The organism is Kitasatospora sp. NPDC085895, assembly GCF_040702125.1.
Lineage (GTDB): Bacteria > Actinomycetota > Actinomycetes > Streptomycetales > Streptomycetaceae > Kitasatospora > Kitasatospora arboriphila.
In genome coordinates, this window is sequence record NZ_JBFBJY010000074.1 from 1 (window position 1) to 12,671 (window position 12,671).

The 12,671-nt window shown below is 72.6% G+C and carries 12 protein-coding genes; 2 read left to right on the forward strand and 10 right to left on the reverse strand.

The genetic code is table 11. From position 1 onward, the window contains the following. Window positions 1-317: 317 nt before the first annotated feature. Window positions 318-668, reverse strand: a complete 351-nt coding sequence (locus tag AB0442_RS32615; protein ID WP_366167222.1) for a hypothetical protein — start codon at window positions 666-668, stop codon at window positions 318-320. A 165-nt stretch (window positions 669-833) separates the two neighbouring features. Between AB0442_RS32615 and AB0442_RS32620 the strand changes: the two genes are divergently transcribed. After that, window positions 834-2,141, forward strand: a complete 1,308-nt coding sequence (locus AB0442_RS32620) for an SUKH-4 family immunity protein (RefSeq protein ID WP_366167223.1) — start codon at window positions 834-836, stop codon at window positions 2,139-2,141. A 27-nt stretch (window positions 2,142-2,168) separates the two neighbouring features. On the opposite strand, the gene AB0442_RS32625 is transcribed toward AB0442_RS32620, so the two are convergent. From AB0442_RS32625 to AB0442_RS32650, 6 genes are all read right to left on the reverse strand, one after another. Next, window positions 2,169-2,780: an endonuclease gene (locus AB0442_RS32625; protein ID WP_366167225.1), complete on the reverse strand. Its 612-nt coding sequence runs from the start codon at window positions 2,778-2,780 to the stop codon at window positions 2,169-2,171. Between the two features lie 67 nt (window positions 2,781-2,847). Continuing rightward, entirely contained in the window at window positions 2,848-3,354 is a 507-nt protein-coding gene (locus AB0442_RS32630; protein WP_366167227.1) for a hypothetical protein, read from the reverse strand. Between the two features lie 43 nt (window positions 3,355-3,397). Beyond that, complete coding sequence (locus AB0442_RS32635; RefSeq protein WP_366167229.1) at window positions 3,398-3,877, reverse strand: GNAT family N-acetyltransferase; 480 nt, start codon at window positions 3,875-3,877, stop codon at window positions 3,398-3,400. Between the two features lies 1 nt (window position 3,878). Next, window positions 3,879-4,817, reverse strand: coding sequence for an RluA family pseudouridine synthase (locus tag AB0442_RS32640; protein WP_366167230.1), 939 nt, complete (start codon window positions 4,815-4,817; stop codon window positions 3,879-3,881). Between the two features lie 111 nt (window positions 4,818-4,928). Continuing rightward, complete coding sequence (lspA, locus tag AB0442_RS32645; protein WP_366167232.1) at window positions 4,929-5,552, reverse strand: signal peptidase II; 624 nt, start codon at window positions 5,550-5,552, stop codon at window positions 4,929-4,931. A gap of 203 nt (window positions 5,553-5,755) precedes the next feature. Next, a complete protein-coding gene (locus AB0442_RS32650; RefSeq protein ID WP_366167234.1) occupies window positions 5,756-6,262 on the reverse strand; it encodes a TraR/DksA family transcriptional regulator in 507 nt (168 codons plus the stop codon). Window positions 6,263-6,890: 628 nt separating this feature from the next. Between AB0442_RS32650 and ileS the strand changes: the two genes are divergently transcribed. Then, window positions 6,891-10,019 (forward strand): isoleucine--tRNA ligase, encoded by a 3,129-nt coding sequence (gene ileS, locus AB0442_RS32655; RefSeq protein ID WP_366167235.1) that lies wholly within the window; start codon window positions 6,891-6,893, stop codon window positions 10,017-10,019. Between the two features lie 247 nt (window positions 10,020-10,266). Here ileS and AB0442_RS32660 read toward each other — a convergent pair whose 3' ends face one another. The 3 genes from AB0442_RS32660 to sepF form a co-directional block, all read right to left on the reverse strand. Next, window positions 10,267-11,598: a DivIVA domain-containing protein gene (locus AB0442_RS32660; protein ID WP_366167237.1), complete on the reverse strand. Its 1,332-nt coding sequence runs from the start codon at window positions 11,596-11,598 to the stop codon at window positions 10,267-10,269. A gap of 49 nt (window positions 11,599-11,647) precedes the next feature. After that, window positions 11,648-11,938: a YggT family protein gene (locus AB0442_RS32665; protein ID WP_030262809.1), complete on the reverse strand. Its 291-nt coding sequence runs from the start codon at window positions 11,936-11,938 to the stop codon at window positions 11,648-11,650. A gap of 75 nt (window positions 11,939-12,013) precedes the next feature. Continuing rightward, window positions 12,014-12,622 (reverse strand): cell division protein SepF, encoded by a 609-nt coding sequence (gene sepF, locus AB0442_RS32670; protein ID WP_344627430.1) that lies wholly within the window; start codon window positions 12,620-12,622, stop codon window positions 12,014-12,016. Between the last annotated feature and the right edge of the window lie 49 nt (window positions 12,623-12,671).

The window sequence follows — 12,671 nt, forward strand, 5'->3', positions numbered from 1 at the left end:
CTTGTCCTCGTCCGCCTTCGGCCAGTCGAAGCCGAGCATCTCCAGGACCCACTCAAGGCCGTCCGGCAGCATCAGCGACACGAGTCAGTTCCCCCCAACTGACGGTCCCGTTCGGCCGAGGGACCGGTCACGGGTGAACAAGAAGCAAGCACGGTGCAGCACACGACGATCGATCAGATGATCCTACTCATCGCACCGACACACCGACGCCCCGCCGCCGGCCAAGATCCGCCGCTCGGCGCCGCCGGGGGGCCGATCCTTCACCGACCCCGCACGGACACCGCGACAACCCTGCACACTCGGGGCCGGACGGCCCGTCACTTCCGCCCGTCGCCCTTGGCGGCGCCGTTCTCGGATTCCTCCCGCTCGCGGACCAACTTCTCCGCGCGCTCCTCCGACCTGCGCCGTTCCTCCGGCGACAGGTGCTCGGCGGCGTCGTGGATCTCGCCGAGCCGGCCGGTGATCGCGTGCATGTAGCGGTCGGACTCGATGACGTCCCTCATGCCGATCCGGCCGCTGAGCACGCTCTTCGCCATCTCCTGCAGCTCGGGGCCGACGTTGGAGTTGTTGGCGAGGGTGCGCAGTGCCTTGTGCAGCGAGGCGGCCTGGGTCGGGTTGTCCGCCACGTCCAGCAGTTCGTCGTCGCCGATCTCGCGCTCTTCGGCCATCGCGGCCACCTCCCCGTCGTCCTCAACCCTGGACTTCACCTGGACCGCGGCGGCCAAGACCGGTCGGCCGCAGTCGGTTTCGTCGTGCGATCATATGCAACCGTTCGGAGTCGACGGTGCCTGACGGTAATCTCGGCCGGAGTCCGCTACCACGGAGGAGTCGTCGTGATCACCCAGGAGCAGGCCCTCGCCGCAGCCGATCGCTGGCTGAACGGCGATGCGCCGGCCGAGCAGCGCCGTGCCGTCCGCCACCGCGAGTTCGGTCTCGGCTGGGTGGTCTGGGCCGCGCCCGCACCGCTGGAGCGCGACCCCGTCACCGGGGAGCGGCGCCCGCCGGCCGACCTCGGCGACGCCTGCGGTGTGGTGGACCGGGAGAGCGGTGAGCTCACCGTGTGGCCGTCGATCCCGGTGGACGAGGTGGTCCGCGCGTACGAGGCCAAGCACGCCGAGCGGGCGCACCGCAACGACCCGCCCGCCACGGGCCCCGGCAACACCGCCGTCGCGACCTACGTGAACCCGGCCGACGGCCAGGAGGTCATGCTCCACCGCAACTCCGGTCCGGGTCTGCCGCCCGCGGAGTACCAGCTCGCCGCCGAGCTCGACCGGCTGGGCGTGCCGGCCGGGAACGTGGTCGCCGTCCACACCGACCTGCGCCCGGCCACCCTGCCCGGCGGCTACACCGCCGCCCTGCTGGAGCGCGCCTTCCCCAATGCGAGCGTCTCCTGCTCGCACACCTACGGGATCTTCGCCGACGAGCGCGCGGAGGGTGCCGCCGCGCTCGCCGAGTACGCCGAGCGGATCGCCCGCCTCGCGGGTCAGCCGCTGCCCCCGCGCCCGCACCGGGTGCCGGCACCGCAGCCCGGCGAGGTCGAGCAGGCCGCTCCGGTCCGTGACGTGGCGCTCGGCCGCCGGCTGGCCGAGGTGTTCGGCGAGGTCGTGCGGTACGACGCCGACGACATCGCGGCCAGTGCGCTGCCCGAGCCGGTCCGGTCCACGCTGACCTGGGCGGGGCTGCCCGCCGACGTGCCGCTGTTCTTCGCCGCGGACCGCCCGGACGCCCCGCCGGCCGGCGGCCTCCTCGCCGACCTGCGCACCCATCTGACGGCCGCGGGCACCGAGCTGGACGAGTCGCTGCTCGACGTCCTCGCCGGCTGGACGAGGATCGGCTCCGACGGGCTGTGTGTCGTCGCCGTGCAGTGCACGGGGGCCGAGCGGGACCTCGGCTCGGTGTGGGCCGTCAACCCGCGCACCGGCAGCGGACGGTACGTCAGCGCCTCGCTCTCCGCCTTCCTGCGCGGCCTGGACGCCCTGGTGACGGCGCGTGCCGCGATGCGCGGGCTGGACCCGCAGGCGGCAGGCGCCGCGGTCGCCGCGCTCCAGACGGAGCTCGCCGGGATCGACCCGCAGGCCTTCCACAAGGACTCGACCTGGTGGAACGTGATCGTCGAGCAGATGTGGCACGGCCTGTTCTGACCCGGCCCCACGCGTTCGGGGGCGCTCTCAGGAGAGCTCGACCCGTACCAGGGCGGCGGCCAGCGCGGGCAGTTCGGGTCCCGGCACCAGGGCGCCCAGGGCGTCGCCGTCGCTCGGCAGGCCGAGCGAGGCGGCGGCGTCCCGGGCGCGGCGGTCGAAGGACGGTCGCAGCTCCGGCCAGACACCCTGGGCCTCGCGGCAGAAGATGTCCGCGCCGACCGGCCCGATCCGCGGGAACTCCTGGAGCAGCCGGTGCACCGCGGCCCGGTCGCCGTCGGCCTCGGCGCGCAGTCGGCGCAGGTCGCCGCGCCAGCGTTCGAGGAGCAGGTCGGCGCCGCGGCCGAGGGCGGTGGCGGTGCTCTCGTCGTAGCGGACGTAGTGGGCGCGGCCGAGGGCGTCGACCCGGTCCTGCCAGTCGGAGTCGGCCATGGCCCGCGGGGTGCGCAGGCCGGCCCGGAAGAGTTCGCGGGCTGCTGCGGTGGCGATGTCCGCCTTGATCCTGGTGGAGCAGAGCAGGGTCAGCACCAGCAGTCGGTAGAGCGGTGCGGGCTTGTCACGCAGGGTGATCCCGGCCTCCCGCGCGTAGGTCTGCCCGCGCTCGCGCAGCAGGCGGGCCGCCGTCTCCACAGCCTCGCTCACCCGGGCGCGCCTACCCGGGTCCGTCGCACCGAACCGCTGCCCCGCGGGGCGAACACCCGGCGGACGGTCAGGCGCACCAGGCGCTGCCGGTACGGCTGGCGCGGGCCTCCACGGTGTAGCCCGGTCGGCCGTCGAAGGCCCAGGACACGGCGAGGTGGGCGGTGGTGCCCCCGACCTGTTTGGTGAAGCAGAGGCCGATCCGCTCGCCGCCGGGGTCGGTGCGCCAGGCCGGTTCGTCCGGGTCGGGCGGAGCGGGCTGCCAACCGTTGCGGGCGGCGGCGGCCCGGTAGTGCTGGACGACGTCGGAGCGCCGGGCGGGTTCGGCGTAGCCGCGGCCGGCGACGGCGAAGCGGTCGTCGTCGTCGCAGTCGGTGTACTGCTCACCGTCCGGTCGGGCGCCGCCGGGGGTGCCGAGGGCCGCGACCTCGTCGGCCATCGGGTCCTGCAGGCGGCGGTCGGCGAAGGTGCAGCCGTACAGTCCGCCGTCGAGCGCCCAGTACCCGCCGCCGACGACGAGCGCGGCGAGCACGAGTCCGCCGACGGCCAGCGACGCTCCCACCCGGAGATCGTTCACGGGCGGGAGCGTAGCGGTCGGCGGGCCGCGGCGGAAGCGGCGGTCAGAACACCCGGACCATGGTGCGGTGCGGGATCCCGGCGTCCTCGTAGACCGGGCCCTCGGCGGTGTAGCCGAGCCGCTCGTAGAAGCCGAGTGCCTGGGTCTGGGCGTGCAGTTCGAGTTCGCGGGCGCCGCGCTCGCGCCCGGCCTCCTCGATCGCGCGGACGAGGTCTGCGCCGAGGCCGGTGCCGCGGGCGGCCTTGCGCACGGCGAGGCGGCCGAGCAGGACGCGGCCCTCGACGCCGGTGAGCTTCAGGGCGTCGGCGCCGTGGATCAGGCGGCCGGTGCCGAGGCCGGTGCCGTCGGCGGTGACGGCGAGCAGGTGCACCGAGGTGGCGTCGAGGTCGTCGTACTCGAGCTCCTCGGGGACGTTCTGCTCCTCGACGAAGACCTCGCGGCGGACGTGCCGCACCTGGGCGAGGTCGGCCTCGCTCGTCGCGATCCGGATCTCGACGGCGGGCCGGTGGGTCTCGTCGGCCATGTCAGCTCTCCGCGGCGATGATGTCGAGGGCCTTCTGCAGGTCGGCGGGGTACTCGCTGCGGAACTCCACCCACTGGCCGTCGGAGGGGTGCTCGAAGCCGAGCTGGACGGCGTGCAGCCACTGCCGGGTGATGCCGAGGCGCTTGGCGAGGGTCGGGTCGGCGCCGTAGGTCAGGTCGCCGACGCAGGGGTGGCGCAGCGCGGACATGTGCACCCGGATCTGGTGGGTGCGGCCGGTCTCCAGCTTGATGTCGAGCAGGGAGGCGGCGCGGTAGGCCTCGATGAGGTCGTAGTGGGTGACCGAGGGCTTGCCGTCGCGGGTGACGGCCCACTTCCAGTCGCTGCTGGGGTGGCGGCCGATCGGGGCGTCGACGGTGCCGGTCAGCGGGTCGGGGTGGCCCTGGACGAGCGCGTTGTACCGCTTCTCGGTGATCCGGTCGTGGAACTGCCGCTTGAGGTCGGTGTAGGCGCGCTCGGACTTGGCGACGACCATGAGGCCGGAGGTGCCGACGTCGAGGCGGTGCACGATGCCCTGGCGCTCGGCGGCGCCGGAGGTGGAGATGCGGTAGCCGGCCGCGGCGAGGCCGCCGATGACGGTGGGGCCGGTCCAGCCGGGGCTGGGGTGGGCGGCGACGCCGACCGGCTTGTCGACGAGGACGATGTCGTCGTCGTCGTGGACGATGCGCATGCCCTCGACGGGCTCGGCGACGATCTGCACGGGGGCGGCGGGGGCCGGGATCTCGACCTCCAGCCAGGCGCCGGCGGTGACCCGGTCGGACTTGGCGGCGGGGGAGCCGTCGAGCGTCACCTTGCCGTCGGCCGCCAGTTCGGCGGCCTTGGTCCGGGAGAATCCGAACATCCGGGCCAGGGCGGCGTCGAGGCGCTCGCCCTCCAGGCCGTCGGGTACGGGAAGGCTGCGGGTCTGCGCTGCGATACTCACTCGTACGAGTATGCCGGACCGCGGGGGGCGGCCCGACCGCCGCGGACGCGGCCCGCCCCGCCGGCGCGGGGCCTGCGGGGCGGTCGTCGCCGGGCCGTCACGCGGCCGCGGTCACTCCGCGCGGTCGCCGGTGCTCTCTCCGCCGTCCTGCACGCCGTCCTGCGCGGCGGTCTGCTTGGCGCTCTGGTGGGTGGTGCCGTCCGGGTTGGAGCCGCGGAAGGACAGCAGCACCACGAGGATGCCGCCGCAGACGATCGCCGAGTCGGCGAGGTTGAAGACGGCGAAGTGCTGGACGGAGATGAAGTCCACCACGTGGCCGCGGAACACACCGGGCGAGCGGAACAGCCGGTCGGTGAGGTTGCCGAGGGCGCCGCCGAGCAGCAGGCCGAGCGCGATCGCCCAGGGCAGGCTGTGCAGGCGGCGGGCGATCCGCCAGATCACCACGATCACGGCGGCGGCGATGGCGGTGAACACCACCGTCATCGCCTGGCCCATGCCGAAGGCGGCGCCGGGGTTGCGGATCACCTGGAAGGTCATGACGTCGCCGATGACCTCGATCGGCCGGTGGCCCTCCAGCCGGGTGACGACCAGCAGCTTGCTGCCGAGGTCGATCAGGAAGGCGAGCAGGGCCACGGCCAGCAGCACGCCGACCCGGCGGCGGCGGACGCTGCGGGCGCCGCCCGCCGCGGTGGCCCCGGCCGTGGCGGTGCCGGGCTCGGAGGCGGACTCGTCCACGGCGGTCTCCGGCTCGTGCGGCACGCGTGCGGTGGGGACGGCTTCGTCCTGCGTCTGGGGGGAACCTGGAGTGCTGATGATCCGCTCCGCTGCCGTGTACAAGAGGACCGGCCCGAGGCGGGCCGACCTGGGCCGGGGTTACGGGGACGAGCGTACGGCACTCGGCGGCCGGACCGCCCGTTCCCCGCCACCCCGGACGGGCGCTACCTGCGCTCCTGCTTGGCCTTGCAGCTGACGCAGAGCGTCGCCCGCGGGAACGCCTGGAGCCGGGCCTTGCCGATCGGCTGGCCGCAGGACTCGCAGACGCCGAAGCCGACGCCCTCCAGACGGGCGAGCGCCCGCTCGGTCTGGGCGAGGCTGTCGCGGGCGTTGTTGGCGAGGGCGAGTTCGCTCTCGCGGTTGATGTTCTTGGTCCCGGCGTCGACCTGGTCGTCGCCGGCGCCGTCGTTGGAGTCGCGCATCAGGCCGGTGATCGCGGCCTCGGAGGCCTCGATCTCGGCGCGCAGGCGCTCCAGGTCGGTGTTGAGCTCGGCGTGCAGCTCGGCCACCTCGGCCGACGTCCAGGCGTCCTCGCCCGGGCGTACGGGCAGCTCGGCCGGGTCCACCGACTCGGCTCCGCCGCCCCGGGCGCCGGAGCCCGCCGGGACGTGGGTGCGGCTGGCCGCCGCCCGGCCGGTGGTGGTGCTGGTCTTCCGCCGTGCAGTGCTCACGGTCCCCTCCCCTGGGTCGCCTGCCACAGCCTCCCGCGTCCGCTTGGTGGCGGTACGCGTGCCAGTTGCTCTCTCAGCCATGGCTTTCGACCTCATTTACGAATGATGCGAACCGCCGGTTCCCGGCGGTCTCTGGTGCCGGAAAGATAAACCCCATCGAATCCGGTCACAACGTGACATACCGGCGTCAGATCCGATCCCACTCGGGCAGCCTCTGCCGCCACCGGTGCCCGAGCGCTGACCCTGTTGTGCCCAGATCGCCACCGGCTAATCGCCACCGGCCGACGGCGGCCCGCGCCGGGCGGTGCGGGTGCCGCAACCGGTTTGCCACGGCCGATACACTGGCCTGGCAAGGCGCAGATGGGACGAGTACCGCTGTACGCAGCCACCAGCGACCCGGGGACGGTGCGAGCCCGGGGGTGTGCACGGCGCGAAGATCACCCCGGAGCCGCCGGAAGAACGGCCGTCCGACCCGCTCGGACGGCCCGGTAGAACCGGCAGCAGACCCAAACAAGAGGGTCGCGGGCCGTTCCGGCCGCGGCCAAGGAGGGTGGTACCGCGGGACGGCCTGCCGTCTCGTCCCTCCGTCGGAGCCAGTCCACGCATCCGTCGGAGGTAGACGCCAGCGATGAGCACCTACAACCCCGTCCCCGCGCAGGTCGACCTGCCTGCGGTCGAGCACGGCATCCTGTCGTTCTGGCAGGACAACAAGATCTTCCAGCGCAGCCTGGAGCAGTCCGAGGGCCGCCCGGAGTGGGTGTTCTACGAGGGCCCGCCGACCGCCAACGGCATGCCCGGCGCCCACCACATCGAGGCCCGCGTCTTCAAGGACGTCTTCCCGCGCTACCGGACGATGAAGGGCTACCACGTCGCCCGCAAGGCCGGCTGGGACTGCCACGGCCTGCCGGTCGAGCTCGCCGTCGAGAAGGAGCTCGGCTTCTCCGGCAAGCAGGACATCGAGGCGTACGGCATCGCCGAGTTCAACGCCAAGTGCCGCGAGTCGGTCACCCGGCACACCGACGAGTTCGTCAAGCTCACCGAGCGCATGGGCTACTGGGTCGACCTCGACGAGGCCTACCGGACGATGGACCCCTCCTACATCGAGTCGGTCTGGTGGTCCCTCAAGCAGATCTTCGACAAGGGCCTGCTGGTCCAGGACCACCGGGTCGCCCCCTGGTGCCCGCGCTGCGGCACCGGCCTGTCCGACCACGAGCTGGCCCAGGGCTACGAGACCGTCGTCGACCCCTCGGTCTACGTCCGCTTCCCGCTGACCTCCGGCCCGCTGGCCGGCGAGGCCGCGCTGCTGGTCTGGACGACCACCCCCTGGACGCTGGTCTCCAACACCGCCGCCGCCGTGCACCCCGAGGTCACCTACGTGGTGGCCACCGACGGCACCGAGAAGCTCGTCGTCGCCGAGCCGCTGGTCGCCAAGGCCCTCGGCGAGGGCTGGGAGACCACCGGGCAGAGCTTCACCGGCGCCGAGATGGAGCGCTGGACGTACGACCGGCCGTTCCAGCTGGTCGAGATCGAGAACGCGCACTTCGTGGTGACCGCCGACTACGTCACCACCGAGGACGGCACCGGCATCGTCCACCAGTCCCCCGCGTTCGGCGCCGACGACCTCGCTGTCTGCCGCCGCTACGGCCTGCCCGTGGTCAACCCGGTCGAGGCCGACGGCACCTTCGCCGCGGACGTCCCGCTGGTCGGCGGCGTCTTCTTCAAGAAGGCCGACGAGACCCTCGTCGCCGACCTGCAGGCCCGCGGCCTGCTCTTCCGCCACCTGCCGTACGAGCACAGCTACCCGCACTGCTGGCGCTGCCACACCGCGCTGCTCTACTACGCGCAGCCGTCCTGGTACATCCGCACCACCGCGGTCAAGGACGCCCTGCTCCGGGAGAACGAGAACACCAACTGGTTCCCCGAGAACGTCAAGCACGGCCGCTTCGGCGACTGGCTGAACAACAACATCGACTGGGCGCTCTCCCGCAACCGCTACTGGGGCACCCCGCTGCCGATCTGGCGCTGCGACGAGGGCCACCTCACCTGCGTCGGCTCGCTCGCCGAGCTCTCCGAGCTCACCGGCACCGACCAGGGCGGCCTCGACCCGCACCGGCCGTTCATCGACGACATCACCTTCGGCTGCCCGCAGTGCTCCGGCACCGCCGTGCGCGTCCCCGAGGTCATCGACGCCTGGTACGACTCGGGCTCCATGCCGTTCGCCCAGTACGGCTACCCGTACCGCAACAAGGAGCTGTTCGAGAAGCGCTACCCGGCGCAGTTCATCTCCGAGGCGATCGACCAGACCCGCGGCTGGTTCTACACGCTGATGGCCGTCGGCACCCTGGTCTTCGACAAGTCCTCCTACGAGAACGTGGTCTGCCTCGGCCACATCCTCGCCGAGGACGGCCGGAAGATGTCCAAGCACCTGGGCAACATCCTCCAGCCGATCCCGCTGATGGACCAGCACGGCGCCGACGCCGTCCGGTGGTTCATGGCCGCGGGCGGCTCGCCCTGGGCCGCGCGCCGCGTCGGCCACGGCACCATCCAGGAGGTCGTCCGCAAGACCCTGCTGACCTACTGGAACACCGTCGCCTTCCAGGCCCTGTACGCGCGCACCGCCGACTGGGCGCCCTCCGCCGCCGACCCGGCGCCCGCGGACCGTCCGCAGCTCGACAAGTGGGTGCTCTCCGAGCTCAACACCCTCGTCCGCGAGGTCGACCTGGCCCTGGAGGCCTACGACACCCAGCGGGCCGGCAAGCTGCTCTCCGGCTTCGTCGACGACCTCTCCAACTGGTACGTCCGCCGCGGCCGCCGCCGCTTCTGGCAGGGCGACGCCGCCGCGCTCGCCACCCTGCACGAGGCCCTGGAGACCGTCACCCGGCTGATGGCCCCGCTCACCCCGTTCATCACCGAGCGGGTCTGGCAGGACCTGGTCGTCCCGGTCGTCCCGGGTGCCCCCGCCTCCGTCCACCTCGCGAGCTGGCCGACCGCCGACGAGACCCTCGTCGACGCCGACCTCTCGCGGCACATGGCGCTGGTGCGGCGCCTCGTCGAACTCGGCCGGGCCACCCGCGCCGAGTCCGGGGTGAAGACCCGTCAGCCGCTCTCCCGCGCGCTGATCGCCGCGCAGGGCTGGGACGAACTCCCCGCCGACCTGCGGGCGCAGATCGCCGAGGAGCTCAACGTCACCACCCTGGAGTCGCTGGCCGGCGTCGGCGCCTCGCTCGTCGACACCACCGCCAAGGCCAACTTCCGTGCCCTCGGCAAGCGGTTCGGCAAGGGCGTCCAGGACGTCGCCAAGGCCGTCGCGGCCGCCGACGCCGCCGTCCTCGCCGCCGAACTGCGCGCCTCCGGCACCACCGGGGTCGAGCTGAACGGCGAGCGGATCGAGCTCTCGCCGGACGAGGTGATCATCACCGAGACCCCGCGGGAGGGCTGGGCCGTCGCCAACGAGTCCGGTGCGACCGTCGCCCTGGACCTCGCGATCACCCCGGAGTTGAAGCGGCTCGGCATCGCCCGCGACGCCATCCGCCAGATCCAGGAGGCCCGGAAGAACTCCGGCCTGGACGTCGCCGACCGGATCGTCCTCCGCTGGCGCGCCACCACCGAGGAGACCGCCGAGGCCATCGCCGAACACGGCCCCCTCGTCGCCGAGGAGGTCCTCGCCGTGGACTTCGCGGCGGGCGCCGCCGACTGGGAGTCCGAGAGCTTCACCGACGACTCCCTCGGCCTCGCCTTCCAGCTCCGCAAGGCCTGAACGTAGAGGTCGACCTCTAGGGGCGCGGGGAACCGTGCAGTCCTGGAGGACGGCGAACCACCAGGGGCGCGGGGAACTGCGCAATTCGGATGCGGTCACCCTTCCGAATCGCGCGGTTCCCCGCGCCCTCTTCGTGGCCGGCCGCGCTCGACGGTGGGCCCGCGCCCCCGGAGGGTGCCCCGACCACACGAGGGCGCCCCCGCCGTGATGTTGATCACAGTGGGGGCGCCCTCGATGTGGGTGGTGCTTAGTTGTCGCCGTCCTCGTCGATGAGGAAGCCCCGCATCGGGGCCGGCGCCTGCTGCATCGGCTGCGGCGGCTGCGGGCGGACCGCGGCCATCGGCTGCGTCATCCCGGCAGGAGCCATCTGCGCGGCACCGCTGCCGCCCGGCTGGCCGCCGAAGCTCGGGCTGTTGCCGCCGCCGAAGGAGTTCCCGCCGAAGGACTGGCCGTTGCCGCCGAACGACGGCTGGTTGCCGCCGAAGGAGGGCTGGCCGCCGAAGCTGGAACCGGTGCCCACCGAGGAGGTGGCCGGCGACATCGACGACGCCGCCGGGGGCAGCGAGGCGGTGGCGGGGATCCGCGGCGGGGCCAGCGAGTCGTCCGCCTGCGACTCCAGCTGGCGCAGCTGGGTCTCCAGGTAGGACTTCAGGCGGGTCCGGTACTCGCGCTCGAAGGCGCGCAGGTCCTCCACCTTGCGCTCCAGCGTGGCGCGGGCGGACTCCAGCGAGCCCATGGCGACGCGGTGCTTCTCCTGGGCGTCCCGCTCCAGGGCGTCGGCCTTGGCGCGGGCGTCCCGCTCCAGGCCCTCGGCGCGGCTGCGGGCCTCGCCGACGATCTTGTTGGCCTCGGAACGCGCCTCGGAGATCGCCTGGTCGGCGGTCTGCTGGGCGAGGGCGAGCACGCGGGCGGCGCTGTCGCCGCCGGGCTGCTGCTGCGGCTGGCCCATCGGGCCGCCGAGCGGGCCGCCCATCGGCTGGCCCATGGGCTGACCCATCGGGCCGCCCATCGGCGCGAGCTGCTGCTGGCCGCCCATGGTCTGGCCCATGGGCTGACCCATCGGGCCGCCCATCGGCTGCAGCATCTGACCGCCCATCGGCTGGACCAGCTGCTGCTGGCCGCCCATGGTCTGCATCTGCTGGGGCTGGCCCATCTGCTGGGGCTGCCCCATCGGCTGCGGCTGGCCCATCTGACCGGCGCCGGGGCCGGGCGGGAGGGCGGGGGCGCCGGAGGGCAGGCCGAGGGGCTGGTTGCCCATCTGCTGCTGCGGGCCGCCCATCTGCGGACCGGGGCCCTGCTGCTGGCCGGGCACCGGGGGACCGGATATGGCGGCGGGCACGGGGGCGCCGGCGGGACGGGCGTCCTGCGGCGGCTCCTTGCGCATGTTGGCCTGGTTCTGCGCGGCGGCACGCGTTGCGGCGGCCAGCTTGGCGCGCAGGTCCTCGTTCTCGCGCAGCAGGCGGGTCAGCTCGGCTTCGACCTCGTCGAGGAAGGCATCGACCTCGTCCTCGTCATAGCCTTCGCGCAGCCGGACGGTCGTGAACTGCTTGTTCCGAACGTCCTCGGGGGTCAATGGCATCTCTTCACCTCAACGTGATCGTCGGCACTCCGGAATCCTGTCGCATCGCTCACAACGACAGGGACCGCACGAGCGAGATCAGGACATACACAATGATCATCAGTACGAAGAAGGACAGGTCGAGCGCCACGCCCCCGAGACGCAACGGCGGGATGAAGCGCCGAAGAAGCTTGAGCGGCGGATCCGTGACAGTGTACGTGGCCTCCAGGACCAGGACCATGGCCCTTCCCGGCCGCCACGAGCGCGCGAACTGGAAGACCCAGTCCATCACGAGGCGGAAGAGCAGGATGAGCAGGAAGACTGTCAGCGCGTAGTAAAGCACCGCCCCGACGATCCCCATCTCGTCTCCCTCTCCTGGTCATCAGCCCGTCGGTGACGCACTGTCGATCGGTCCACACGTAAAGTCGTGGCCGGGTCAGCTCTGGTTGAAGAACCCACCCTCGGCGATCCGAGCCTTGTCCTCCGCCGTGACATCGACGTTAGCAGGAGACAGGAGGAACACCTTCTGTGTCACGCGCTCGATACTGCCGTGCAGACCGAAGACGAGTCCAGCCGCGAAGTCTACGAGCCGCTTGGCGTCCGTGTCGTCCATCTCGGTCAAATTCATGATCACGGGTGTGCCGTCGCGGAACTGTTCCCCGATGGTACGGGCCTCGTTGTAGGTCCTCGGGTGCAGTGTGGTGATGCGGTAGGGCTCTCGTTCGTTCACTACCTTGGGCATGATCACCGGGGAGCTCTTCTCCAGGTTCTGGCGGCGGTCGGGTGTGATGGACGACACGGGCGCCATCCGCGGCGCCTCCTGCCGGATCGGGACGGCGGCCGGGACGGGCTGCGGCGCGATGTGCGCGACCGGCGCGGGCGCCGGGCGCTCGGCCGCGGCCGGGCGCAGGTCCTCGGTGCGGCCGGTGCGGATCGGCTCGGGGTCCGCGTCGTAGTCGTCGTCGGGGTCGTACCCCTGACCGTCGTACGTCTCGTCCTCCACGAGGCCGAGGTAGACCGCCATCTTGCGCATTGCGCCGGCCATGCTCCTGTCTCCTCCGCTCTGTGGTGGATCGACTCCGGCTCCGGCCTCG